The organism is Kiritimatiellia bacterium, assembly GCA_028715905.1.
GTDB lineage: Bacteria > Verrucomicrobiota > Kiritimatiellia > JAAZAB01 > JAAZAB01 > JAQUQV01.
The window spans coordinates 15,495-40,695 of record JAQUQV010000020.1 but is presented as its reverse complement, the minus strand read 5'-3'; the positions used below and the strand labels follow the sequence as shown (position 1 = coordinate 40,695).

The window sequence follows — 25,201 nt, the reverse complement described above, 5'->3', positions numbered from 1 at the left end:
TGTACGAGGAATCTTCCGGCAAATGGTATATCGTGTCCCTTGACGGCATGGTGGTGGCCTGGCCGGCCCGGCACGGCGGCTACGGCTTCGCCCCCGTCAAACCCTGATTTGGCGAAATTTGTTGAATTGCGGGCTGATTTTTTCCGTCCGGAGCGGTCATATCAGGAGCCGCAGGGCCGCGATGGCGGCCAGCGAAAGGACAATATAATTAAAAGCCCGCTGCGGCACTATGCCGAGCAAAAGGCGGCCCGCAAAAGCCCCGGCCAGGACGGCGGGGATGATGAAAACATCAAATTTCAAAGTCGCCGCAGTGATCATGCCGAGGCCGGCGTAAATCGGTATTTTTACGCAGTTAAAAATCAGGAAGTACCAGGATGCCGTGCCCATAAACTCGTTTTTTTGAAATCCCCTGCTGATGAAATAAATGTTCATGACCGGCCCGGCCACGTTCCCGAGCGTGGTCGCAAACCCGGCCAGAGTGCCCATCAGAATCACGAACCAAGGTTTGTGCGGAAACTGCGTCCAGCCAAAACGCTGGCGGGCCAGTTCCAGGCCAAGCAGGGCGAGAATCAAGCCGCCCAGAAGCGGCTTTAGCTGAACGCTGTCTGTTTTCCATAGGACCGCCGTGCCCAGCGCTATGCCGCCCAGCACGCAGGGAAAGAGTTCCAGGAGTTTTTTCCACTGCGCATGCCGGTGGTAAAATGTTACCGCGCAGATATCGGCCGCAATGAGGAGCGGCAGCAGGGCGCCGACCGAGAGCTTGGCCGGGAATATCATGATCATCAGCGGCACGGCCAGGATGCCGCAGCCCGGCAGACCGGTCTTGGCCAGGCCGGTAATCAACCCGGTCATGGCGCCGATTACCCAGATTGTAATGCCGTCGTGCAAGTTAAATTGATTTCCAAGGCGGGCTACAGTCCTCAGCCCAATCATTCATGGAATGAAGGCGGCAAATCTAGCAGGCGAAGCCCGTTAAATCAAGCTTTTGCCGGGGGCGTACTGTAGCGGCGAATTGACCCAAGATAGAAGACACCTGAATAGACGGGAGGGGCTGGACAACCAGGGGAAAATGCGGTAAGAATAAACAGCCGTGAGGTTGCATTCCGCGAATGAGCCCGCCGCCCAAAAACAACCTTGGCGGGCCGCGTCATTGAAAAACAAATCATTAATCCTGTTGGAGATAGATGGAAAAAACATTCGTCGGCATCGGTTTCGGGCCGATCCAGGCCGGCCTCTTCCTTTACGAGGCATTTCTTTCCGGTAATTTTCAACGGCTGGTGGTGGCCGAAGTCATGCCGCAGGTTGTCGCGGCCGTCCGCCGCGCCGGCGGCAAATGCTGGATCAACGTGGCGGCGGAAAACGCGGTTGAGCCGCGGCTGATTTCCGGCGTGGAGATATTCAATCCGCTTGATGATAAGGACCGCGGCGCGTTGATTTCCGCCCTGGCGCGCGCCGATGAAATCGCCACGGCCCTGCCGAGCGTCTCTTTTTATGATGCCGGGGGGGAGAAATCAGCGGCGGCGTTGCTGGCGGAGGGGATACGGGCGCGTCTGGCCGGGGACGGGCAAAGCGCCGGCGTGATTTATGCCGCCGAAAACCACAATCGCGCCGCTGAAATCCTGTGGCAGGCGCTCGCGCCCAGGCTGGGGGATCTGGAGGAAAAGGCGCGGCGCCGCATTCAGTGCTTGAACACCGTCATCGGAAAGATGAGCGGGGTGGTAACCGACGAAAAACAGATCCGCGAGCAGGGGTTGAAAAAGGTGGCCGGCGAAGCCGGGCGTTGCTTTCTGGTGGAAAGTTTCAACCGCATCCTGATCTCAAAAATAGGGTTTGAAAATTTCCGGCGGGGCATAACCGTGTTTGAGGAAAAAAACAATTTACTGCCTTTTGAGGAGGCCAAGCTTTACGGCCATAACGCCACCCATGCCCTGATCGGCTATCTGGCCCGGCGCAAGGCGTATCATTTTGTTTCCGAAGTAAAAGACGATTCCGCCCTGCTTGCCATGGCAAGGGAGGCTTTTATCCATGAATCCGGCGGCGCGTTGTGCCGCAAATACGGCGGTTTGGACAACCTCTTTACCCCGGCCGGCTATGTTGAGTACGCCGATGATCTTTTGAAGCGGATGTTGAACCCTTGTTTGCGGGACACGGTTGCGCGGGTGGTGCGCGATCCGCGCCGCAAGCTGGGCTGGGATGACCGCTTGATCGGCACGATGCGGCTGGCCCTGGGCGAAGGCATTGCGCCCCGCCGTTACGCGCGCGGCGCCCGGGCCGCGCTGGAAATGATGGCCGAAACCGAAAAGGGCGACTATAATTCACTCCTTGCAAATATCTGGCGGGAAAACACGGCAAGCGAGGAAGAGAAAAACAAAGTGAAACAAATTATCAGCCAGGCTCGTTTTGATTAAAGACAACCGCCCGGATTGGCTGGCCAGGATGGCGATATCCGGCGAAAACAGTTTGGCCGTCGCGATTAAGGGATGGTAAAATCTTATGAAAATCCGTATTGCTGAGCCGCCCCGGCGGATTCCCGTTGCGGCATCCTGCGATGTGGCCGTGTGCGGCGGCGGCATCGCCGGCGCCGCGGCCGCCCTGGCGGCGGCCCGTCACGGCGCAAAAGTATGCCTGATTGAAAAGGAAAACGCGCTCGGCGGCCTTGCCACGCTCGGGAACGTTGCCCTTTACCTTCCGCTCTGCGACGGCATGGGCCGCCAGGTCATCGGCGGAATCAGCGAGGAGCTTTTAAAGCTTTCCATAGCCGATAATCCCGCCGCTTTGCCTGCCTGCTGGAAAAAGGGCGGCAACAGGCGGGAGCGCCTGAAAAAACGCTACTGCGCTTATTTCCATCCGGCTTATTTCATGCTGGAGCTGGAACGTCTGGTTCTGCGGCACCGGATCAAAATCTGGTATGATACCCGTTTCTGCGCCGTTCACAAGGCCGGCCGGTCAATAAAAGCGCTCGTGGTTGAAAACAAAAGCGGCCGGAGCGCGATCGCATGCCGGACGGTCGTGGATGCTTCCGGCGATGCCGACGTCTGCGCCGCCGCGCGGGAACGCACCGTTTCGCTCCGGACCAATGTCAAATCCGCCTGGTTTTATTATTACGACGGCCGCAAGGTCAGACTCCAGCCGCTTTCCGAAATGTATGATCAATCCGGAAAGAGCGCGCCCGGCGGCCGGCGCGGATTTGCCGGCGATTGCGCCGCGGATGTAACCGCGCAAATCACCGGCTCGCGGCGGATGATCCGGAAAACATGCCGTGCTCTGCGCCGTAAATTCGGCGCCAAATCCATCTGCCCGCTTCTGGTCCCGACAATTCCAAACCTCAGGATGACCCGGCGTTTGAAGGGGCGTTTTGACTTGATGGAAAGCCATGAAAGAAAATATTTCAAAGATGCGGCCGGGATGACCGGCGACTGGCGCAAACCGGGGCCGGTTTATTATCTGCCGCTGCGTTCTCTGACGGCAACCGCCGCCGATAACCTGATGGCGGCCGGCCGCTGTATTTCCGCAAAGGCGGGCGCCTGGGATATTGTCCGGGCGATTCCAACCTGCGCCCTGACCGGGGAAATCGCCGGCACGGCGTCCGCCCTGGCGGCGCGCAACGCCGGCGGCCGCATCGCCCGGCTCAATCCGGTGTTTCTTCAATCGGTCCTGAAACGCGGGGGCGTCATTATTGACCCGCCTTTGTTATGACAAGAAAATCAGATAAATTTCACGGTTTGCCGCGGGGCGCGCGCGGGGCGCGATTGGCCGCAGTCTGTTTTTTTTGCGCCGCAGCCGTTGTTCTTTCCCAGGAAACATCCCCCCCGGCGGCCGGCGCTCTGGGGGGACAATTAACGGAGCCGGCGTTGAAATCCGGCGGGATCCATCCATGCCCGGCCCCGGGAAACTCAAGGTTGACCGCTGAATTTCTGGCCGCCAGCCGGAAACAATATGAAGAGGCGCTGCGGAAAGCCCGCGCCTGGTTGGACCGCCTGGATGTTGATCCGCTGGAATTGCGCGCGCACGGCGTCAAGGGTAAAAAAAAACTGGCGGAAATTCTGGACGCTTATGCGCGGCTTTCCGGCGCGTCAGGCCCGCTAAACAAAGCGGACATTCTGCCGCGCGTAAAAGAGCTTTGCGTTGTGACCGGCCGGACCAACTACCATGACATGCTCGCGGTCAGCGACCTCGTCTTCAAACAGGACGCCACCTCCTATCTGCGCACGGCTTATCTCATGGAAAAGTTCGGGCTGGACACCGGATTCTATCGCGCGCAAATCAGGAAAATTCATCCGCGGTTGAATGCCCGCATGCCGGGCCGCGGCGTCAACCAGCGGATGGTTTTCCACTGGTATTATGCGCATTTCGGCCTGGCGGAGCCTTTTCCCCTGGAAAGCGCTTTTCAAACCGGCCTGATCGCGGCGCGCCGTCCGGCGGAATGGTTCCGGCGGAATTACATGGAGGCCTATAATCTGACCCACGAGGTTTTTGTGCCTTATAAATTCGGCGAGGACCTGGACGTTGATTTTTTCACGGCGGACGATAAAATCTATCTGGGCGGCATTCTGGAAGAGATGATTCCCTGGTATATCCGCAACGCGGAGATTGATCTGCTGGCGGAGTTCGTTCTGTGCGCCGCGTATCTCGGGGAGATTGATCGGCCGGTTTACCGGGACGGATTAAAGTTTCTGATGGCGTCGCAGAACGCCGACGGCTCCTGGGGGCAATACGAGCGGCACCGGCCCGCCATGGGCGATTATGTTGATCAGGGGCTTTACCTGCACACCACCATGGTGGCGCTGGATGCGCTCATCATTGCTTTTGATTTCCGCCGGCCGTGAAACCCTTCCGGGTTGCTTTGGCGTATGACCCGCCGGTTGCACGAGGATAACGCGCTGCGCCGGCGCGTAATTTGCGGAAAATATTATATTGCATTTTATCCGGAAAGAAAGAAAATTATCCGGACAAATGTAATCCCTCATTTATGAGGGGGGGGAGAGAAACCGTAGGGGCTTCGCTTGCGAAGTCCTCTTCAATAAAGACGGGCGCGCGACAAGCGCGGCCCCTACGAAGACTGGCCAATTGAATTGCCATCCACCCACATAACTGAGGGGTTACGGACAAATGGATAAACAACGGATAGACACTCTTCTGCTGGAGCGCGGGTTTGCGGAAAGCCGCGCAAAAGCCCAGGCCCTTGTCCTGGCCGGGCAGGTGCGGGTTGACGGCCAGGTCGTCGCCAAGGCAAGCCAGATGGTCGCGCCGGAAGCGGCTGTCGCCCTTGCGGAAAAAACGAGGTTTGCGAGCCGCGGCGGGGACAAGCTGGATCATGCCCTCAATTTCTTCGGCGTCAATGTCGCCGGAAAAATCTGCCTGGATACGGGCGCCTCCACCGGCGGGTTCACCGATTGTCTTCTCCAGCGGGGGGCCGCCAAAGTTTTTGCCGTGGACGTCGGAAAGGGCCAGCTGCACTGGAAGTTGCGGAACGACGCGCGGATCGTTATCATGGATAAAACCAACGCCAGATATCTAACCGCCGAACAGCTGGCCGAAAAACCGCAACTGGCGGCGCTGGACGTTTCCTTCATTTCGTTGACAAAGGTTTTGCCGGCTGTTATTAATATAGTCGCGTCCGGCGGTATGATTGTCGCGCTGGTCAAGCCGCAATTTGAAGCGGAAAGGCATGAAATCAAGCGCGGGGTGGTGCGCAGCGCGGAAGCGCGCCTGCGCGCGCTGGAAAAGATCAGACAATTCGGCGCCGAAAAAATGCATTTAACCTTCAAAGGCGCGTGCGAGTCGCCGTTGAAAGGCCCGGCCGGAAATATTGAATATTTTATCTGCTGGACCAAGACGCCGGAAACGCAAAGGGCGATAAAGTAATTCAAGGCATGGGAATTTCAATCTTGCCGCAAAAAAGCGCAAAATGTAGCCGAACCCCTGTTCGGCGATGTATGTTTTGGTGTCCGTCATGAAAACCATCGGTATTTTTGCCAATTGCCGGAAGCCGTCCGCGGAAAAAATCCTGCAAGAGGCGCTGGCGCTGGCCCGGCGGCATGGGTTGCGCCTGGCGGTCTGCGGCGAAACCGCAAAATTCGCGCCTGAAGCGGAATGCCTCTCCCCGGAAAAGTTCTCCGCTGAAATCGATCTCCTCATGGCCCTGGGCGGCGACGGCACCATGCTGAGCGCAGCCCGGATGTTGAAGGGGCGCGCCATCCCGCTGCTGGGCGTAAATCTCGGAAGCCTCGGCTTTCTCACCAGCATTTCCCAGGAAGAGCTGGAGCGCGCTTTTCTCTGCGCCGCCCGCGGCCAACTGCTCATCAGCCGGCGCGCGCTGGCCGAATGCGCGGTTCGGCGCGCGGAGCGTGAAATCTGCCGTTTTTCCGCCTTGAACGATATCGCGATTGACCGCGGAGCTTCGCTGCGCGTGGTAACCCTGAATATGGCGATTGACAGCGAGGAAGTAAGTTCTTTTGTCTGCGACGGCTTGATTGTATCCACGCCGACCGGCAGCACCGGCCATGCGCTTTCGGCCGGCGGCCCGGTGCTGCATCCCGAGTGCGCCGTTTTTGTCGTTACCCCGATCTGTCCCCATACCCTGAGCACGCGCCCCCTTGTAATTCCCGACAGCAAGCTCATCACGGTGGAGGTGGCCCGCAACGCGGGCGATCTGATGTTGTCCGTTGACGGACAAATCGGAGAACCGCTGAAAACGGCCGACCTGATTGAAATCAGGCGCAGTGAAGCTTATGTGAATTTTGCGCGCCTGCCGGATTACAGCTACTTTTCTGTCCTCCGCCACAAGCTCCACTGGCGGGGCTCAACCAATCCGGCCGATTGAAGCGCCGGTTTGTTTCCCGGCGCGGATGAGCGCCAGCATTCTTCCGGCGGCCCGCCGCGGTTTTTCCGCGGCGGTAACGGCGGTTACCAGGGCGATGGGGCCGGCGCCGGTTCCGAGCAGTTCCGGAATGTGTTCCGCCTTGATCCCGCCCATGACCGTGAAAGGGATTTTTATTTTTGCGGCAATCCGCTTCATTTTCGCGATGCCGAGGAACGGTTTGTCCCATTTTTTCGTTCTGGTCGGGAAAATCGGGCCGATGTTGACATAGGATGCCCCGGCCCGCTGGGCCGCCAATGCCTCCTTGAGCGAATGGGTGGAGGCGCCGATAATCAAATCCGGCGCGATTTTTCTGGCCCGGCACACCGGCAGATCGTCCTGCCCCAGGTGGACGCCGTCCGCCTGAACGGCCAGCGCCAGGTCCAGGCGATCGTTTATGATCAGCAACGCGCCGGCCGCGCGGGTCATGGCCCGGATTTTTTCCGCCAGCCGGAACAGGCGCGGAAACGGCATTTCTTTTTCGCGCAGCTGGATCAGGCGCACTCCCCCGGCCAGCGCCTCCTTGACGATCCGTTCGGTGGGCCGGCCGCGCGAAAGCGCCTGCGAGGTTACCAGGTAAAGCCCGGCCCGCCGGAACTTTGCCATCCGCCGCTCATGGATGATTTTGCTGTTCATCGGAAACAATTCGCGCGGTAAAAACATGCCGCCGCCGGCGCCGCCCGCATGCGTTTGCGGGATTAACGGACGCTGTAGACCGCATCCCAATTCTTAAACACCGGCTGCAGCCCCTTGCCGGCCAATGTCCTGCAAAACGACGCGACGCTGCGGGTGTCGGCCACGTCAAACTGACCTTCCCCGGCGGCCTGGTAGTCAAAATGATAGCCGCCGACGGTCGTTTTGCTGGCAATGCTCATTTTGGATATGCCGACCCCGGCGATAGCGTCGCGAAAAGCCGGTTTTTCGCGGGTTGAAAGCACGAGATGAACTTCCGGCAGACAGAGGCGGAAAGCGAAAATCATCTGCGCCAGAAAGGAATCGCCGACCGGATTGGCGGGCGCAAAACCGCCGGCCTGGGGCCGTATCCGCGGAAATGAAATTGAAAATCCGGCCTGCCAGTGTTCGCGGCGCAGATGTTCAACATGCTGAAAAAGACAGACGGCCTCCGCGGCCGGGTCGGCCAGACCGAGCAACGCCCCCAGACCGGCGAACCGCGCGCCGGCCGCCAGCGCGCGCGCGGGCGTTTCCAGCCGGTTGCTGAAATTTTTTTTGGGTCCCCAGCGGTGAACTTTTGAATAAACTTCGGGGTCATAAGTTTCCTGATAAATGGTTATTCCCGAGCATCCGGCGGCCGCCAATTCCCGGTATTCGGCGATCGTCATGGGAAATGATTCAATTGTTACCATGGCGAACCGCTCGGCCGCCAGAACAACGGCTTCGCGGACATAGTTGAAATCAGCCTGCGGCGTTCTTTCGCCGGTCAAGAGCAATATCTCCTCAAAGCCCAATTTGCGCAGGGCATCCATTTCCATCGCAATCATATCGCGTTCCAGCCGTTTCCGGGGATGTTTCCGGTCGGCGGCAAAACCGCAGTAGGCGCAGCCGCCGGAACAGTAGTTTGAAAGGTAAAGCGGCACGTAGAGCGCGATGGTGCGCCCGAAATAACGGCGGGTCAGGCTGAGGGCTTTTTGCGCCATCGGTTCAATAAAAGAAGCCGCGGCCGGGGATAACAGGGCGGCCAGTTCGCGCGGCCCGGGCGACTCCGATTCAATTGCATTGAGCACGTCGCGGTTGCCGGCCCGGCGGCTGACGGCTGTCCAGGCGGCGGGATGGAGCCAGTCTGGCGGATTGCTTTTCAAGTTTTTGCAGCTTCCCGCCGTTCAATTCTGCGCTCAATTTTTTTGCGCCAGACCCAGATGAAAATGAAAATGGACGCCGCCGCGAGAAAGATGACGAACCAGAACGCGGCCGCGTGCTGATGGCTGATCGGCAGGGCGACGTTCATTGAAAAAACGCTGACCACCAGGGTTGGCACCATGATGCTGATGGTGATGATGTTGAGCGTCTTCATCAGCAGGTTCAGGTTGTTGCCGACGATTGACGCGCGGGCGTCCATGAGGCTCGCCAGAATGGTGGAATAAATTTCAGCCTGCTTGATGCACTGGTCGTTTTCAACGATAATATCGTCAAGCAGCTCCGTGTTTTCACCGGTCATCGCCATTTTGGCCGCGTTGATTTTCAGCTTGCCGATAAGCATGGCGTTGGAATTGAGGGCGCTCAGGTAATAAACGAGGCTTTTTTCCAGGGTGAAAAGGTTGAGCAGGTACTTGTTTTCCATGGAAGTGTTGATTTTCTGCTCAAGCGAATCGGTAATCATGTTGATTACCTTCAAATGTTCCATGAAATGCGTGATGGTGCGCCCGATCAGGCGCAGCGCGACATCCAGCAGGGAGGAAACCCGCGCAAACGACTTGCCGGAAAAAATCTGAATATCATCGGTCATGACCACAATCAAGTGCTCCTTAAAGAGAAACGCGCCCGTTGACGCCACCTTGAAAAGGAAAAGATCCTTGGATGAATAATTCTTGGGGCGCTTGTAGATCATCGCCACGTGGTCCGGCTCAAATTCAAGCCGCGAAATCTCGTCGGGATCAAGCGCCGAATTGAGCGTGTGCTCGTCCAGATGATAAGCCGCCACGAGATGCTTTTTTTCCTCGTCGTCCGGATTGATATAAACGTGGATGGAGGCGGACGAGGAATCCGATTCAACGACCTTGTTGCCGGTAATCTGATATTCTTTTAACATCTTGTTCCGTTTTTAATACGGCGCAATAAACGTAATGCCAGATAATATACATCCCTTTGCGCTTGTTTTTCAAGCAAAATCACCGGGGCCGTAAACAATAAAAAAATAATCTTGATATTTGCCGCCGGAAGGCAATAATTCCAAACAAAGCTGATGATTGTTGGCAATAAGACAAACGAGCAATCCGGTGAATGTTTTTTTCAAAATAATAGCATGCGGCGCGGCGCTCTGGTTCCTCGGCGCGCCCGGCGCCATGGCCGGGCAGGCGCTGGTTGCCAGGGTTAACGGCGCCATCAGCCCGGTTACGGCAAAATTCATAACCGAAGCCATTGAAAAGGCCGAGGCCGAGCAGGCCGCCTGCCTGGTCATTGAGCTGGATACCCCCGGCGGACTGGACGACTCCATGCGCGCTATCATCAAGCGCATGCTCGCCTCAAAAGCGCCGGTTGTTGTTTACGTGGCCCCTTCCGGCTCGCGGGCCGCCTCGGCCGGCGCCTTCATTACCATCGCCGCGCACGTTGCCGCCATGGCGCCGGGCACCGCCATCGGCGCGGCCCATCCCGTCGCGTTGATGCAGTCGGCGCCCATGGATACCAACATGAGCGCCAAGGTCACGCACGATGCGGCCGCCTATATCCGTTCCATCGCCGAAAAGCGCGGACGCAACATCAGTTGGGCCGAATCGGCCGTTCGCGAAAGCGTCTCGCTTTCGGAAACGGAAGCGCTGAAAAAGAAAGTGATAGACCTGATTGCGCCTTCCACGCCGGCCCTGCTGGAAATGATTGACGGCCGGAGCGTCGTCGTCGGCGAAAATTCCGTCAAGTTGAAAACCCGGGGGGTTCAGATCACGGAGCTGACCATGAACTGGCGCGACCGGTTTCTGGAAGTGGTCGCCAACCCGAACGTCGCCTACGTCCTTTTCATGTTTGGCCTGCTGGGCCTTTATTTTGAGCTGGCCAACCCGGGCGCCATCCTGCCCGGAGTAACCGGGGCCATCTGTCTCATTCTCGCTTTTTTCGCGTTCCAGACTCTCTCGGTCAACCTGGCCGGAATACTGCTGATCGTGCTCGGCATCATTCTCCTCATCGTAGATGTCAAGGCCGGAACCCACGGCATTCTGACCGGCGGAGGACTGGTGGCCATGTTTATCGGCTCGCTTATGCTTTTTAATTACGACGATCCCGCCTTTCGCGTTTCCCTGCAGGTGATCGTGCCGGTGGTGCTGGCGGTCGGCTTATTCTTCCTGCTGGGCACATGGCTTTCCCTCCGCGCGCTGGTCCGCAGGCCGTTCAGCGGGCCGGCCGGATTGATCGGCGAAAGGGGCGAAGCGCGCACCGCTATTGACTCCGGCGGCGGCCGGGTGTTCGCCGCCGGCGCGCATTGGAACGCGGTGGCCGAAACGCCGATTTCTTCAGGCCGTAAAATTGTTGTGGAAAGCGTGGACGGCATGACGCTGCGCGTTTCCGAAGAAAGCAAATAAAAAAATGCCGCGCTAAAACGCGCGGCCAGCGAAAGGAGAATACCATGGGTCCAGGTCTGATTGTTTTTCTGGCGATAGTCGTCTTTATTCTCGCCAACAGCGTCCGCATTCTGCGGGAATACGAGCGGGGCGTCGTTTTCCGTCTCGGCCGGTTTGTCGGTGTGCGCGGTCCCGGCCTCATTATTCTTATCCCGCTCTTTGAAAAAATGGTGCGGGTAACCTTGCGGACGGTTGCCATGGATGTGCCGCCGCAGGAAGTGGTTACGCGCGACAACGTTTCGGTCAAGGTGAATGCGGTCCTCTATTTCCAGGTTTTTGAGCCCGGCAAGGCGATCATTGCGGTGGAGGATTACCTTTACGCCACTTCCCAGATGGGCCAGACCACCCTGCGCTCGGTGCTCGGCGAGCACGAACTGGACGATTTGCTTTCCAACCGCGAAAAAATAAACCAGATGCTCCAGAAAATCATGGACGAGCGCACCGATCCTTGGGGCGTGAAAGTCAGCGCGGTTGAAGTCAAGGACGTTGATCTGCCCGAAAACATGAAGCGCGCCATTGCCAAGCAGGCCGAGGCCGAACGCGAACGCCGGGCAAAAGTGATCCACGCCGACGGCGAGTTCCAGGCCTCCAGCAAGTTGAAGGACGCCGCCGACGTCATGGCCGTCCAGCCGGTGGCCGTCCAGCTGCGTTACCTGCAGACGCTCACCGAAATCGCCACGGAAAAGAATTCAACCATTGTCTTTCCCCTGCCGGTTGATTTTATCAATTATTTTCTGAAGTCAAAAAATAAAGACGTCTGAGGCGGGCGTTGGCCGTTTTAACGCGCGCCGCGCCAATCTCCTCCTGGAAAGAGATCCCGCCCCCCCTGGCCATTGGAAGGCGTCCGGCGCGGAGATTTCCGGCCATTCGCCCCCATCCAGCTCTGGTGGAATCTGCCCGGCATGTGCCTCTTTACAATCCAGGCCGAAGAAACCGCCGGCCGGCTCCGCCGGGCAAAACTCCCCTGGCGCCTGCCTTCGCTTGCCGAACGGAAAAAAGAAATCATCGCCCTCTTTTTGTCGGGAGTGTCCCTGCGCCGCAAGAATGAAAGATAAAACCGGAGGAGCAAAGGAATGAATAAAATAACGACCTTTATGGCGCTGAGTCTGGCCTTTTTTTCCGGCTGCAATTTCAACGGAATAAAACCGGATGGCTCGGGCACGATTGAATGCACGGAAGCGGATATCGCCCCGCAGGTTTCCGGACGCATCGTTGCCTTGGCGCCCGAGGAAGGCGATTTCGTCAAACCGGGCGAAATAATCGCCCGTTTGGACGCCGCCGATTACGAGTTAAAACGCCGGGAGGCCAAAGCCGCGGTTGCGGTCGCGCGCGCCCAGCTTGACCTGCTCCTGGCCGGCAGCCGGGACGAAGACATCGCGCGCGCGCGCGAACAGGCCGCGGAAGCCAGGGCGCTGGCCGCGTCGGCCGCGGCCGACCTGCGCCGCATCATTTCCGTTTATCAAACCGGCACCGCCACCCAGAAACAGATGGATGATGCCACCGCCCAGGCCGAACGCACCAAAGCCGTCCTGGCCGCCGCGGAACAAAATCTGGCTAAGCTTGAGAAAGGCAGCCGCGAGGAGGAAATCCGCCTGGCCGAAGCGCAGGTAATGCAGGCCGAGGCCCGGCTGGCGCTGACGGAAAAAGCGGTGGCGGACTGTGCGGTAACATCTTCCGTGCGCGGGGTGGTTACGGCCCGTGTGCGCGAGAATGGCGAATTCGCGCCGGCCGGGGCCCCGCTCGTCACAATCTCCCGCCTGGATGAGGTCTGGCTCGCGGTTTACATTCCCGAAACGGCCATCGGCCATGTCAAGCTTGGCCGGAAGGCCTGGGTGAAAATTGACGGCCGGCCGGATTTCTTTGAGGGCAAAGTAACTTACATTTCACCGGCGGCTGAGTTCACGCCGCGCAATGTCCAGACCCCGGACGAACGCGCCAAACTGGTGTACCGCGTAAAAATCACGCTTGAAAACAAAGAAGGCATTTTCAAGCCCGGCCTACCGGCGGACGGTTATTTGGCAAACCCCGGGCCATAGCCCGGCCGGACGCGGCCTGCTTTTCACACGGCTCCGGACATAAAAAAAACGGCAGAGAGCCATGCAAGAACATGATCGCCATCTCGCGGTGCTGACCCGGGAGCTGACAAAATCTTTCGGTTCCCTGAAAGCCGTCAGCGGTTTGAATCTCTCTGTGGAAAAGGGAAACATGTTCGGGCTCGTTGGCCCGGACGGCGCCGGTAAAAGCACGGTAATCCGCCTGCTCTGCGGAATTCTGAGTCCCTCCTCCGGCCGGGGCAGGATTGCTGGTTTTGACCTGGAAACGGAGCGCCAAATGATCAAGCGGCGGATTGGTTATCTTTCCCAGAATTTCACCCTTTACGGCGACCTTACGGTGGATGAAAATATTGAATTTTCCGCCGGAATCCACAACGTGGACGCGTTTCAGGAAAGACGCGATGAACTGCTGGAATTTACGCGGCTGACCGCGTTCCGCCGGCGCGCGGCCGGCGCGCTTTCGGGCGGCATGAAAAAAAAACTGGCGTTGGTCTGCGCCCTTATTCACACGCCGGAGATAATTTTTCTTGACGAACCCAGCGCCGGCGTTGATCCCGTCTCGCGCGGCGAACTCTGGAACATTCTCGCCTCTATCATGGACCGGGGCGTGACGATTTTCATGACCACGCCCTATCTGGATGAGGCGGAGCGCTGCGTCCGCATCAGCCTTATGCACCAGGGGCGCGCGATTATGACCGGGTCTCCGGACGAAATTAAAAGGGCCATGCCGGGCCGCGTCTACGATTTGCATTGTGCCGAAGCGCCGGCGGCTTACCGGTTATTGCGCGACCGACTCCCCGCCACCAGCCTGGTCCTGTACGGCGACCATTTGCGGCTCTGGAGCGCCAGCGCGCAAAGCGCCCGGGAAACCGCCGCCTGGCTTGGCGGCAAACAGATCGGGGACATTGTTCTTGCGGAAGCCGAACCGTCGCTGGAAGACGCTTTTGTGGCGCTGCTGGGGACGAAACCGCCGGCCGGCGCTTCATAATACCCGAATATTGCACAAATTTCGTGCAATATTCAGTTAATAAAAATTTCAGAGGAGGAAGAGCATGATAAAAAATATTTTAACGATTGTTTTTTCAGCCGTTTTCTGCCTGGTTGCCGGGGACTCTCCGGCCGAAGAAATCAGCGCCGGGCAGATTGTCAACGAGGTCCTTGAGCACAGTTATCGCTTGAAAATAGCCGGCGAGCAGGTAACGGCGGCGGAAGCGGTCAAAAAACAGGCCGCGGCCGCCGCGTTTCCATCCCTTGATCTGGATGGCCGCGCCGCCCATTACTGGGGTCTGCATGAAAACACCCTGGGCAATTTCCGGATTCCGGCCATTCCCGACCGCTACGGCGGCGGCGTCATGTTTTCCCAGCCGCTTTACACCGGCGGTAAAATTTCCGGGGGGAAACAAATGGCTGATGCAGAACGCCTTTCCGCCCGGGCGTCTTTCGCCGCCCGGCGGGCCGATATTGTTTATCAGGCGCTGGTCGCCTACTGGTCATGGGCAAAAGCTTTTTACGCGGCCGAATCTTTCCGGGCCAGCACGGCCTGGATGGAAGCGCATGAGCGCGACATGCGCAATCTGCGCGGCGCCGGCCTGGCAACCGAAAACGAGCGCCTCTCTACCAGCGTCCGGCTGGATCAGACCCGGCTGCGTCTTGAGGAGGCGCTGCGTTACACGCTTTTATGCCGCGCCGGCATTGAACGGCTCACCGGCAAAACATTGCCGGAAGCGGCTTTTCCCGTTCGCCCCTCCTGTGAAAATCAGGTTTCCGCCGGCGGCGAAGAGAACTTGATTCAAGGCGCGCTGGCCAACCGCCCCGACGTTCGCGCCATGCAATTCGCGCTTAATGCCGCCCGCAAAAATATTCAAATCCAGAGCGCCGGTTATTTTCCGCAGCTCAACGCCAATCTCCGCGGCGAAGTCGCCCGTCCCAATCCGTTAAACATACCGCCCGAAGACGAATGGCAGTTTGACGCCTTCGCCGGCATTTCGGTTTCCTGGAACATTCTGGACTGGGGGTTGACCCGGGCCAAGGCAAACGAGGCCCGGGCGCGCGCCAACCAGGCGGGTTATCAGCTTTCCCAGTTGAACGAGCAGATAGCTTTTGAAGTGCGCCAGGCGCTGATCAACCTGCAAAATGCCGTTACAAAAGCGCGCGTGTCGGCGCACGCCGAGGAAAGCGCCCAGCTTGACCTGAAAGCCGCCGCCGACCTCTGGCAAAACGGTCTGGCGCGGCATTCGGACGTGCTGGACGCCCAGGCCCGGCTGACGGACGCCGGTTTTGACCAGATCGCCGCCGCCGCCGATATCGCCCTGGCGCGCGCCGAACTGGAACACGCCTGCGGAATCGCGGAAGCCGAAGCGGTTGAAAGACAAAATGAAAGGGATTGAAAACGCCGATATGCAGAGTGAAATATCATTGCCGCGTTTTTCCTCCCCTTGTTCCGCGGACAACGTCCGGCGGGAATCCGGCCGGGACGATTGCGCCGTGGAGGCCAAAAACATGACCAAAACATTCGGGCGTTTCACGGCCGTTGACCGTCTGACTTTTTCCATTCGCCGCGGCGAGGTGTTCGGATTTCTCGGGCCGAACGGCGCCGGCAAGTCCACCGCGATCCGCATGCTTTGCGGGCTGTTGCGGCCGACGTCCGGAACGGCATTCGTAAATGGAATTGACATCCGCCGCGATCCGGAAAGCGTGCGCGCGCAAATCGGCTACATGTCGCAGAAATTCAGCCTGTATAAGGACATTTCCGTGATTGAAAATATCAATTTTTTCGGCGGCGTATACGGGCTTTGCGGGGAAAAACTGCGGGACCGCGCGGCGCGGATTATTGAGGCGAGCGGGCTGGGCGGACTTGAAAAAAACCTCACCGGCACGCTTTCCGGGGCGCTTCAGCAGCGGCTGGCGCTCGCCTGCGCCATCCTGCACGAGCCGCCGGTTCTTTTTTTGGATGAGCCCACCAGCGGTATTGACCCGATATCGCGCCGTATTTTCTGGGATATGATCCGCGCCATGGCCGCGCGCCGCATTGCCGTCCTCGTTACCACCCATTTTCTGGACGAGGCTGAACTGTGCGACCGGCTCGGATTCATTACCGCGGGAAAACTCATTGCCCTGGGAAAACCGGGGGAATTAAAGAAAATGGCGGTGGACGAAGACCTTTTTGAGCTGACCCTGGCCGCGTTCTCCTCCGCCGGGCGGATGGAGCAAACGTCTCTTTTTGAAGCGCGGGAAAAAATAAGGCAAATAGAAGGCGTTCAGGGCGTTTCCTATTTCGGCCGGAACCTGCATATATTCTGCCGGCGGGGCGTTCTGCCGGAGGACAAACTGGGGCGGGAACTCCGCCGGCAGGGATTGGCGCCGCTGGCATTGCGCGCCGTTGCTCCGCGCCTTGAGGACGCCTTTATCCGCCTGGCCGGACAGACCGCGGGAAAGGCGGACGAATGATATGAACCGCATCCGGACCATCTTCATAAAGGAAGTCCGCCAGATCCGGCGCGATCTGCTTTCGCTCGGCCTCCTCATTTTTGTGCCGGCATTCCTGCTTCTGCTTTACGGCTATGCGCTCTCGTTTGATGTCAAGCACCTCCGGGTCGCCGTGCTGGACGAAGATTTGAGCGCGGAAAGCCGTTTTTTCCAGGACAATCTCTTTCAAAACCCCTATTTTGAACGGGTCGGGATACTGGCCGCCCGCTCCGAGATTGACGACTGGCTGAAACGCGGCAGGGCGCGGATCGTGCTGGTTATTCCGCGTGATTTTGCCGAACGAATTGCGTGCGGAAAGAGAGCCGTTGTGCAGGCCTTGCTTGACGGTTCCGACGCCACCGCCGCCAATGTCGCCATCGGCTATCTGGACGCGCTTGCCGAAAAAACTTCTTCTCAGCTGTGCCGGAAAGACCGGATGGATAAAGCTGTTCCGCCGGCCGGCGGAACCGTAAAACTTGAGCCACGCATCTGGTTCAACCCCGATTTGCAAAGCGCGCATTTCCTGATTCCGGGCCTGATGGGCATGCTGCTGATGATCTCGGCCGTAATTGCCGCCTCGCTTTCCATTGTGCGGGAAAAGGAGCGGGAAACCATTGAACAGATCAACCTCTCCGCGGTCCGCCCCTTTGAGCTTATCCTGGGAAAAATCCTGCCCTATTTGTTGATCTGTCTGGTTACCACGTTGACCGTGCTCGGGGTCGGCTGGCTTGTTTTCGGGGTTGCCGTCCGCGGTTCTTTTTTTCTGCTCGCTGTTTCCATTCTTATTTTTCTTTTTGCGGCGCTTGGCATGGGGCTGTTAATCTCGGCTTCCACGCATTCCCAGCAGGAGGCCTTTCAGCTGGCCGTTGTTACCACGCTCCTGCCGTCCATTATTCTTTCCGGACTGATTTTTCCGATTGCCGCCATGCCGCGTTTGATACAGGGCATTTCACTGCTGGTGGTGCCGCGTTACTTTGTCGCCGCCATGCGGAGCATTATTCTGAAAGACGCGTCTTTTTCCATTGTCTGGCCGCAATTGGCGGCCATGATTGCGCTTGGGCTGGCCTTCAATTTTCTGGCGATGCGTTTGATGGCGAAAAACCGATGAGAGGACAGCAAATAAAGTGCATGGTCATCAAGGAGTTCGCGCAGATTCGGCGCGACCGTAATCTCGTCCGGCTCCTGATATTGGCGCCCCTGATCCAGCTGCTCATCCTGGGATTCGCGGCCACCACTGATATCCGCGAAATACGGCTGGCGGTGCGCGATAACGATCATTCCCGGCAAAGCCGTGAATTGCGCCGCGCGCTGGGAGCGTCCGGTTATTTCAAAATCGTCTCCGCCGCCGGACCGGAAAGCCGCGACGGCGAACTGCTCGTTTCCGGCCGGGCCGGTCTGGCGCTGGTGATTCCGCAGGAATTCGCAAAGCGGATGGCGCGGGACCGTTCCGCTGCGGTCCAGGTCATAGTTGACGGATCCGACAGCAATTTCGGCGTGCAGGGACTGGGTTACTTGCAGAAAGCCATCCGGACATTCGCGGCCGGCCTGGAGAAACGCCGCCAGAGCCGGGTCGGTTCCGGTCCGCCGCCGGTTATAAACATTGAAAGCCGGGTATGGTATAATCCGGGACTGGTTTCGCGCGTCTACATGGTTCCGGCCATCATGGCGCTCCTCCTGCTGGTGACAACCATGCTGATCACCAGCATGGCGCTGGTAAAAGAACGCGAAAACGGAACCATAGAGCAGTTGATAGTCACGCCCCTGCGTTCGGGCGAAATCATTGCCGGGAAACTTCTGCCGTTTGTGCTGATCGGTATGATTGAGCTTTTCTTTGCGCTGGTTATGATTACTTTTGTCTTTCAGGTTCGGATACGCGGCAGCCTTCTGTCTTTGCTGGTTATCTCTGTTTTCTTTCTTCTGACCACCCTCGGACTCGGACTTTTTATCTCCACGCTGGTCAAGACCCAGCAGCAGGCCATGCTGGCGGCCGCGTTTTTTGTGATAATGCCTTTTGTGCTTCTCTCCGGCTTTGTCTTTCCCGTTGAAAACATGCCCCGGCCGCTTCAGGCTGTTACCGGCCTGATTCCGCTCAAATATTACCTCCAGATCGTGCGCGGTATTTATCTCAAGGGCCAGGGCTGGCATGATTTCTGGCCGCAGGCGCTTGCTCTCCTGGGTTGGGGCGGCGCCATCCTCGGCACGGCCGCCGTCTGTTTCCGGAAAAGGCTGGATTAGCCCGCAAATTGCGGGCAGCGTGTTGGCGGGAATGAGCGATCTCCGTCGTAGTTCCGGGATTTTTCGCGCCGGTTGCAGGTAATTCGGGGATCAGGCGGGGATCAGGATAACTGCCAGGCAAAGCTCCGAACCCCGATGCAAGCGCGGGGCGGGATTGTTTTCCGCGGCCGCCTTAGAAATTAAGATTTGCCGTGGCGCCGAGCGAACCGCCTTCGGGATTGATCATGTAACGCGATTGACCGATGTTGCCGGACATGTTTTCCAGCCAGTCATACCGGCCGAAAACGCCGATTCCCACTCCGTCAAAAATCCGCAATCCAAGCTGCATCTGGACAAAACCGCCGAACTTGCACTCGGAATAATCCTGGCTGTCCCGCCAGGTCTGCAACACATCGGGCCGGCCGTTGTTGCCGGAGGCGGCATACAATGTTTCCTCGTAAGATGTCTGCATGTTGACCCAGTTAAAGGTCGGGCCGGCAATGCCCGCAAGCGAAAGCCGCCAGTAACTGGCCGAGAGAAGCATGCCGAGCGAAACCGTTCCGAGATTCATATCCAATGACTGTTGAATGTCATTATACGCGTTGTAACTGTAGTCGCCGGTTTTCACGGTGCCGGCGCTGCGGCGCGCGTCCGGAATATTATTAATGACGGGAGCTTCCGCCAGCGAATAAATGTCTTCGTCATACTGGACATACGTCTCCCATTGCTGACGGTCGTTAAAATTGGCGTAGCGGGCCGCGTCGGAAAACGTAACGCGTGAAAAATCAAGATGCAGTCCCGCATCAAACCACTGTTGGTTGTACAAAGACCTTTCCAATTGAATGTAGGGCGCGATTTCCCTGTCAAAATTATTGTGCGTTTCGCCCACGCTGGTCTCCCGGCTGCGGGTGTATTCGGTATAGGTGCGTCCCGCGTAACGGAAGGCAACCGAATCGCCCCGCAGTTCGCCGCCCTCCCAATCTTCCGTGCCGCCGTCCAGGTCCGTATAATCGTCTTTATGGACATGGCCGTTTTCATAGTTCCGGTCGGAATAAGAATTCAAGTCTCCGGCCGGTTCATAACGTCCGAAGCGGTCTCCGGCCCTGGCGGGCACCTGATAGTTCTGCGAATAGGAATATGTTTTGAACGTCTGGCCGTGAATCGTTCTCATGAGCACGCCGGCCGCGAGCTTCCATTTGCCGGCTTTTTCCGGATCCGCCGCCCGCTCAAAATTGCGTTTCCACCATCCGCCGGTTTCCGCCAGTTCCTCCCCGGCGGTTTTACGGGCCATGGCTTTCTGTTCGCGCGCTTCTTCCTGGGCCCGGATTTTGGCCTCTATCGCGGCTTTTCTTTCGGCTTCCTTCCTGACTTTGGCTTCGGCTTCGGCCTTCTCGTTGGCCGCGATTCTTGCCTGGCGGCTGGTTTCAAAAGATGTCCGCGCTTTTTTTGCTTCGGCTTCCAAAACCGCGGCTTTTTCCGCGGCTGCCTTGGCTTGGGTTTCCTTGTCCGTCATTTCCTCGCGCGCCTTGCGTTTCTCTTCAACCGAGGCGTTTTTGTCCAAAGTTGTTTTTTCCGAGTTTTTCACGGCCTTCGCGGCCGCCGCCGCTTTTTTATCGGCCTCGGTTCTGGCCCTGGCGGCCGTTTTTTCCAAAACTTTCGTTTCTTGCTCCGCATTGCGTTCTGCCGCGATCGCCGCCTTTTCTTCCGCCTCGGCTTTGGCCCTGGCCTTTTTATCCGCCGCTTCCTTTGCCTTCCGTTCGGCTTCAGCCTTCAAAATGACTTCTTTCCTGGCTTTTTCTTCCGCTTCGGCTTTGGCCTTGGCGGCGGCGACGGCTTCTTTGGCGGCTATTTCCCTGGCCTTTTGTTCAGCTTCGGCCTTTAACTTTGCATCCCTGGCCGCTTTTTCTTCAGCTTCTTTCTTTGCTTTTGTCTCGGCTTCGGCCTTTTGCTTGGCCGCGATTCTGGCCTGGCGGCTGGTTTCAAAAGATGTCCGCGCTTTTTTTGCTTCGGCTTCCAAAACCGCGGCTTTTTCCGCGGCCGCCTTGGCTTGGGTTTCCTTGTCCGCCATTTCCTCGCGCGCCTTGCGTTTTTCTTCAACCGATGCTTTACTCAAAGATGTCTTTTCCGCGGCTTTCACGGCCTTCGCGGCCGCCGCCGCTTTTTTATCGGCCTCGGTTCTGGCCCTGGCGGCCGTTTTTTCCAAAGCTTTCGTTTCCTGCTCCGCATTGCGTTCCGCCGCGATCGCCGCCCTTTCTTCCGCTTTGGCTTTGGCCTTGGCGGCGGCGACGGCTTCTTGCTCGGCCTTTTTTGCGGCCGCGGCCCTTAATTCTGCTTCTCTGGCCGCTTTTTCTTCAAGTTCCTTTTTGGCGCTGGCTTCCGCTCGGGCCTTTTCTTCCGCCAAAACCTTCGCTTTTTTTTCAGCTTCAGCCCTGGCTTTTGCTTCGGCGGACGCGGCTTTTTCAGCGGCTTCCTTTGCTTTTTGCCCGGCCTCGGTTTTCAGCTTGGCTTCCTTCTCGGCTTTTTTCCTGGCCGCTTTTTCCGCATCAGCCTTTATTTTTTTATCCGCATCGGCCGGCGCGGAAGTCGCCGGTTGTGTGGTTGTTGCGGCCGGTAATTGCGCAAAACTCCGCATGGCCGGGCATATCAGAAAAAACGCAACCGCAATAATGAGGTAATGTTTCATAAGCCAGGGCCTTTAATAATTATTTTATGCAATTTCCGCAGTTATTCTAATAATTACTTAATTCTAATCGCTTTCTCCTAAAAAAGCAACCTTTTTTTAAGACTTTATTTTAGAATCAACGGCAATAATATGGTCAAGGCTTTCCCGGAACAGATTCAGGCCGGTGGCGGGGATAATGATAGTGTCGCGATGTCCCCCGACATCCTCGGTAATCCGCAAAAAGCGGCCGCTGGCGTTTTCCTTGAAGTCAAAAAAGAAGTGTTTTCTTTCAATCTGCAGGCGTTCGCTTAAAATCATCTTATCCGTCCGGACTCTGTCCGGACGCATGTTTCCATACTGTTCCTGTTCTTTGCGCAAATCCTCCGGGCCTTGTTTTCCCAGGTTTCTCCTCATGGCCCTGCCCCCTTTTTTAAGTAATTTAAACAGCATGGCTTAAAGCGCCTCGCCCGTCTGGAACCTGGCAAATCTTACGATTTTTATCTCATCCGCCAGTTCTTTTTCCTTTTCCGCCAGCAAAGATGCGATCTTTTTATCCTGGTCTTTCACAAAAGGCTGTTCCAGGAGGCAGACCTGCTCATAAAACTTGCCGAGTTTGCCTTCCACGATTTTTTCCACTATTTGCGGCGGTTTGCCGGTTATCTGTTTCGCGAATATTTCCTTTTCCGCGGCGGTAACGGCGGGGGGCACGCTTGCGCGGTCCAGAAAACGCGGCTGGGAGGCGGCAACCTGCAGGCAGATATCTTTGGCCAGATCATTGAAAGCCGGTTTTGAGGCCGTATCGTTTTTAGCGCAATTCAGTTCCACGAGAACGCCGATGGCGCTGCCATGGTGGATGTAGGCGGCAATAATGCCGGGTTTTTGCAGGACAAAACGGATATTGCGGCGGACAACGATGTTTTCGCCTATTTCCGCAATCTTGGCGGTAACATCCGTTTTGGCCGCTTCGGCCAGGCTGTTGTCCATGGCCGCAGCCTTTTCCGCCAGTTTGGCGGTAAAGGAACGGAAGCCGTCGTTTTTGGCCACGAAATCTGTCTCGCAGTTGACCTCAATCAAGCTGCCCGCCTTCCCGCTTTCGGCAATAAAGGCGGCAATTACGCCCTGATTAACGGCCCGGGACGATTTTTTTTCGGCGATGGCGATGCCTCTTTCCCGCAGAATGCGAAGCGCCTTGGCCTTGTCGCCGCCCGCCTCGCCCAGGGCCCGCTTGCATTCCATCATGCCGGCGTTGGTTTCATCGCGTAATGCCTTCACTGATGCTGCTGTGATTTCCGTCATTGATTCAAACTCCTCCCTTTTTGAATTAACATCCTTTTTGCGTTCGTGGTGTGTCAGCCCGGACTGGCAAAAATCCGGGGGTTTTCATTCCGCTCCGGGAGCCCGCTGAATACCGGAGCTGGCAAAAGCCGCCTCAAAAAACGTTTCTTCAACTTTGCGGCTGGGGCTCGGGGGTAACCTTTGTTTCCGATTCTTCCGCTTTTTCAGTTTTTTCAGCGGGGGAGACGTCCGGTTCTTTCTCTTCCGGCCGGCCGCTTTTTGCCGCCGCGCCGCGGTGCGTCTTTTTTCCCCGGGGCGGCCTGGCGGCCGGCTTGTTACCGGTTTTTTCCCCTTCTTTTGTTTCCGCCGCCTGCTGCGCTTGGGCGCGCGCGAGAGCATACTCGGCGCCGGCCTTGACAATCGCGTCAGCCAGCACGTTGATTATTAATTTTATGGAACGCGTTGAATCGTCATTCGCGGGGATCGGATAATTAATTGGGTCGGGGTTGCAATTGGTATCCACCATGGCAACCACCGGAATGCCGACCCGGTTGGCCTCCCGGACGGCAATTGCTTCCCGGTTGATATCCACCACAACCATGGCCCCCGGCAATCCCGGCAGGTCGGTCAGGCCGGCAATGCCCATCAGATTGCGTTCCAGGCGCTCCAGCTCATGGCGCAGGCGCGAGGCTTCCTTCTGGGGCATGGCGTCCAGCGTACCCTTTTCCCGCATGTTCTGAATTTCTTTCATATGCCGGATGCTGTTGGCTATATTCTGATAATTGGTAAGCGTTCCGCCCAGCCAGCGGCTGATGACGTAAAACTGCCCGGAACGCGTTGCGGCATCCTTGATGATTTCCTGGCATTGCCGCTTGGTGCCGACAAACAGGATGTTTTTGCCGCCGCCGGCCGTTTTGTAAAGAAACTGTGCGGCCAGCTCAAGCTGGGCCAGGCTTTTATGCAGGTCAATGACATAAATGCCGCTGCGTTTCTCAAAAATAAAACGCTTCATTTTGGGATTCCAGCGCTTGCTCTGGTGTCCGAAATGAACGCCGGCATTGAGGAGATCGGTGGCGCTGAGGGAGACAAAAGGTTCGTTCTTTTCTGACATATTTCCTCCTTTTTGCTGATCCCTTAATTAATAAAAGGGATAATCCGCTTTGATGGTTTCCAAGGACCGGGGGAAACCATGCTCGCTTCCGTCCCGGAGCGCTCGGCGCGCGCGGGACTAATTGAAAGAAGGAGCATAACCGTCATTTTTTTTATTGCAAGTTATTTTTTTGCGATTAACTTTTGCGGGCGCCGGGAAAGTATTGTAATATTCATTGTGAAGAAAAACTTTTTGAACATTAAACGCCGTTGACGATGAAACCGGGGCTTTACATTGTCGGCACGCCGATCGGCAACCTGGAAGACGTCAGTCCCAGGGCGCTGGAGACATTGCGGCAGGCTGATTTTATTCTGGCCGAAGACACGCGGCATACCCGCATTCTGCTTGACCGCCACCGGCTCAAGGGAAATCTGGTAAGCTGTCACAAGTTCAACGAGCAATCGCGCTCCGCCTTTGTGCTGTCGCAGATCGGGGCCGGCCGCGCGGTGGCCATTGTGACCAATGCCGGCATGCCGGCGATTGCCGACCCGGGCGCGCGCATTGCGCGCGCCTGCCGTCAAAGCGCCCTTTTTGTTACGGTCATTCCCGGGCCTTCGTCTGTAACCGCGGCGGTGGCCATGAGCGGATTCGGCGGCGGCGGTTTTCTCGCCGAAGGTTTTTTGCCGCGCAAAAAGGGCGCGCGCCGCCGGCGCCTGGCCGAGTTGAAGACAATCGGCATGCCGGTCGCAATCCTGGAATCGCCCTATCGCTGCCGGCAGTTCCTTGAAGAAGTTAAAGAGATATTCCAGGAAAGGGAAATTTTTATGGGAAGGGAGTTGACCAAACTCAACGAAGAATGCATGTGGGGCGCGGCCGCGGAAATCAGCCGGCGGCTCATGGAAAAATACGGCGGTTCTCCGGAATGGAAAGTGAAAGGCGAATTGACTTTTGTCATTGCTCCCGCCTCCAAGCTGGAAATCGCAAAAAACATGATTTCTTTATGAACGTTTAACATGGCAAACGGGCTTGCCACTACCAGGGGAAGCGCAGGCAAAAACGGGTTCTTTTGAGCCAGGTTGCGGGAAAAATCAGCAGGCCGGTGTTGATAATTGACGATGTTCTGGACAGCGGCGATACTGTCCGGGCGGTCCGGAGAAAAATACGGGAAACGGACGCGCCGGTCGCAGTCATGTGCCAGAAACCATGGTCAATCATTAAGCCGGACTATTGCCTGATCAGCACGGAAAAATGGATAATATTTCCGTGGGAATAAGATGGCTATTGGCATTTCAAACATTC

Annotated in this window: 24 protein-coding genes; 16 read left to right on the top strand and 8 right to left on the bottom strand. The window is 57.3% G+C overall.

All coding sequences use genetic code 11. The features are described 5' to 3' along the window. Positions 1-156 precede the first annotated feature (156 nt). Positions 157-888 carry a sulfite exporter TauE/SafE family protein gene (locus PHP98_05765; GenBank protein ID MDD5483142.1) on the bottom strand — a complete coding sequence of 244 codons (732 nt, stop codon included), beginning with the start codon at positions 886-888 and terminating at the stop codon, positions 157-159. A 296-nt stretch (positions 889-1,184) separates the two neighbouring features. Here PHP98_05765 and PHP98_05760 point away from each other — a divergent pair, with 296 nt between their 5' ends. The 5 genes from PHP98_05760 (at position 1,185) to PHP98_05740 (ending at position 6,823) form a co-directional block, all read left to right on the top strand. Next, positions 1,185-2,408 (top strand): hypothetical protein, encoded by a 1,224-nt coding sequence (locus tag PHP98_05760; protein ID MDD5483141.1) that lies wholly within the window; start codon positions 1,185-1,187, stop codon positions 2,406-2,408. Positions 2,409-2,493: 85 nt separating this feature from the next. Continuing rightward, the gene (locus tag PHP98_05755) at positions 2,494-3,696 is read left to right on the top strand and encodes an FAD-dependent oxidoreductase (GenBank protein ID MDD5483140.1); all 1,203 of its coding nucleotides are present in this window, start codon (positions 2,494-2,496) and stop codon (positions 3,694-3,696) included. 203 nt (positions 3,697-3,899) lie between these two features. Beyond that, positions 3,900-4,826 carry a hypothetical protein gene (locus PHP98_05750; GenBank protein ID MDD5483139.1) on the top strand — a complete coding sequence of 309 codons (927 nt, stop codon included), beginning with the start codon at positions 3,900-3,902 and terminating at the stop codon, positions 4,824-4,826. A gap of 283 nt (positions 4,827-5,109) precedes the next feature. Further along, positions 5,110-5,865 (top strand): TlyA family RNA methyltransferase, encoded by a 756-nt coding sequence (locus PHP98_05745; GenBank protein MDD5483138.1) that lies wholly within the window; start codon positions 5,110-5,112, stop codon positions 5,863-5,865. An 88-nt stretch (positions 5,866-5,953) separates the two neighbouring features. Next, the gene (locus PHP98_05740; GenBank protein MDD5483137.1) at positions 5,954-6,823 is read left to right on the top strand and encodes an NAD(+)/NADH kinase; all 870 of its coding nucleotides are present in this window, start codon (positions 5,954-5,956) and stop codon (positions 6,821-6,823) included. Here PHP98_05740 and thiE read toward each other — a convergent pair. The 3 genes from thiE to PHP98_05725 form a co-directional block, all read right to left on the bottom strand. Further along, a complete protein-coding gene (thiE, locus tag PHP98_05735; GenBank protein MDD5483136.1) occupies positions 6,803-7,495 on the bottom strand; it encodes a thiamine phosphate synthase in 693 nt (230 codons plus the stop codon). The genes PHP98_05740 and thiE overlap by 21 nt on opposite strands. Before the next feature lie 62 nt (positions 7,496-7,557). Next, positions 7,558-8,676: a 2-iminoacetate synthase ThiH gene (gene thiH / locus PHP98_05730; protein MDD5483135.1), complete on the bottom strand. Its 1,119-nt coding sequence runs from the start codon at positions 8,674-8,676 to the stop codon at positions 7,558-7,560. After that, positions 8,673-9,623 carry a magnesium transporter CorA family protein gene (locus PHP98_05725; GenBank protein ID MDD5483134.1) on the bottom strand — a complete coding sequence of 317 codons (951 nt, stop codon included), beginning with the start codon at positions 9,621-9,623 and terminating at the stop codon, positions 8,673-8,675. Before PHP98_05725 ends, thiH begins: the two co-directional genes overlap by 4 nt. Positions 9,624-9,783: 160 nt before the next feature. On the opposite strand from PHP98_05725, the gene PHP98_05720 reads away from it, so the two are divergent. From PHP98_05720 to PHP98_05680, 9 genes are all read left to right on the top strand, one after another. Continuing rightward, complete coding sequence (locus PHP98_05720) at positions 9,784-11,103, top strand: nodulation protein NfeD (GenBank protein MDD5483133.1); 1,320 nt, start codon at positions 9,784-9,786, stop codon at positions 11,101-11,103. 44 nt (positions 11,104-11,147) lie between these two features. Next, entirely contained in the window at positions 11,148-11,903 is a 756-nt protein-coding gene (locus PHP98_05715) for a slipin family protein (protein MDD5483132.1), read from the top strand. 72 nt (positions 11,904-11,975) lie between these two features. Continuing rightward, positions 11,976-12,197 carry a hypothetical protein gene (locus PHP98_05710; GenBank protein MDD5483131.1) on the top strand — a complete coding sequence of 74 codons (222 nt, stop codon included), beginning with the start codon at positions 11,976-11,978 and terminating at the stop codon, positions 12,195-12,197. An 18-nt stretch (positions 12,198-12,215) separates the two neighbouring features. Next, the gene (locus PHP98_05705; GenBank protein MDD5483130.1) at positions 12,216-13,178 is read left to right on the top strand and encodes an efflux RND transporter periplasmic adaptor subunit; all 963 of its coding nucleotides are present in this window, start codon (positions 12,216-12,218) and stop codon (positions 13,176-13,178) included. 61 nt (positions 13,179-13,239) lie between these two features. Then, a complete protein-coding gene (locus PHP98_05700) occupies positions 13,240-14,184 on the top strand; it encodes an ABC transporter ATP-binding protein (protein MDD5483129.1) in 945 nt (314 codons plus the stop codon). A gap of 64 nt (positions 14,185-14,248) precedes the next feature. Beyond that, positions 14,249-15,583 carry a TolC family protein gene (locus PHP98_05695; GenBank protein ID MDD5483128.1) on the top strand — a complete coding sequence of 445 codons (1,335 nt, stop codon included), beginning with the start codon at positions 14,249-14,251 and terminating at the stop codon, positions 15,581-15,583. Next, positions 15,570-16,643 carry an ABC transporter ATP-binding protein gene (locus tag PHP98_05690; protein MDD5483127.1) on the top strand — a complete coding sequence of 358 codons (1,074 nt, stop codon included), beginning with the start codon at positions 15,570-15,572 and terminating at the stop codon, positions 16,641-16,643. The genes PHP98_05695 and PHP98_05690 overlap by 14 nt, the downstream gene beginning before the upstream one ends. Position 16,644: 1 nt before the next feature. Then, positions 16,645-17,769, top strand: a complete 1,125-nt coding sequence (locus PHP98_05685; protein MDD5483126.1) for an ABC transporter permease — start codon at positions 16,645-16,647, stop codon at positions 17,767-17,769. Further along, positions 17,766-18,896 carry an ABC transporter permease gene (locus PHP98_05680; protein MDD5483125.1) on the top strand — a complete coding sequence of 377 codons (1,131 nt, stop codon included), beginning with the start codon at positions 17,766-17,768 and terminating at the stop codon, positions 18,894-18,896. The genes PHP98_05685 and PHP98_05680 overlap by 4 nt, the downstream gene beginning before the upstream one ends. A gap of 172 nt (positions 18,897-19,068) precedes the next feature. Here the strand turns inward: PHP98_05680 and PHP98_05675 are convergent, their stop codons facing one another. The 4 genes from PHP98_05675 to rpsB all read right to left on the bottom strand — a co-directional run bounded on the left by PHP98_05675 (position 19,069) and on the right by rpsB (position 23,923). Then, on the bottom strand, positions 19,069-21,558 hold the full coding sequence (locus tag PHP98_05675; GenBank protein MDD5483124.1) for a hypothetical protein: 2,490 nt from the start codon (positions 21,556-21,558) through the stop codon (positions 19,069-19,071). Between the two features lie 96 nt (positions 21,559-21,654). After that, the gene (locus tag PHP98_05670; GenBank protein ID MDD5483123.1) at positions 21,655-21,987 is read right to left on the bottom strand and encodes a hypothetical protein; all 333 of its coding nucleotides are present in this window, start codon (positions 21,985-21,987) and stop codon (positions 21,655-21,657) included. 3 nt (positions 21,988-21,990) lie between these two features. Then, positions 21,991-22,833, bottom strand: coding sequence for a translation elongation factor Ts (tsf, locus tag PHP98_05665; GenBank protein ID MDD5483122.1), 843 nt, complete (start codon positions 22,831-22,833; stop codon positions 21,991-21,993). A 148-nt stretch (positions 22,834-22,981) separates the two neighbouring features. Beyond that, positions 22,982-23,923 (bottom strand): 30S ribosomal protein S2, encoded by a 942-nt coding sequence (gene rpsB, locus PHP98_05660; protein ID MDD5483121.1) that lies wholly within the window; start codon positions 23,921-23,923, stop codon positions 22,982-22,984. 254 nt (positions 23,924-24,177) lie between these two features. On the opposite strand from rpsB, the gene rsmI reads away from it, so the two are divergent. Both rsmI and PHP98_05650 read left to right on the top strand, forming a co-directional pair. Beyond that, entirely contained in the window at positions 24,178-24,906 is a 729-nt protein-coding gene (rsmI, locus tag PHP98_05655) for a 16S rRNA (cytidine(1402)-2'-O)-methyltransferase (protein ID MDD5483120.1), read from the top strand. A 62-nt stretch (positions 24,907-24,968) separates the two neighbouring features. Continuing rightward, entirely contained in the window at positions 24,969-25,175 is a 207-nt protein-coding gene (locus tag PHP98_05650; GenBank protein ID MDD5483119.1) for a phosphoribosyltransferase family protein, read from the top strand. The last annotated feature ends 26 nt before the right edge of the window (positions 25,176-25,201 follow it).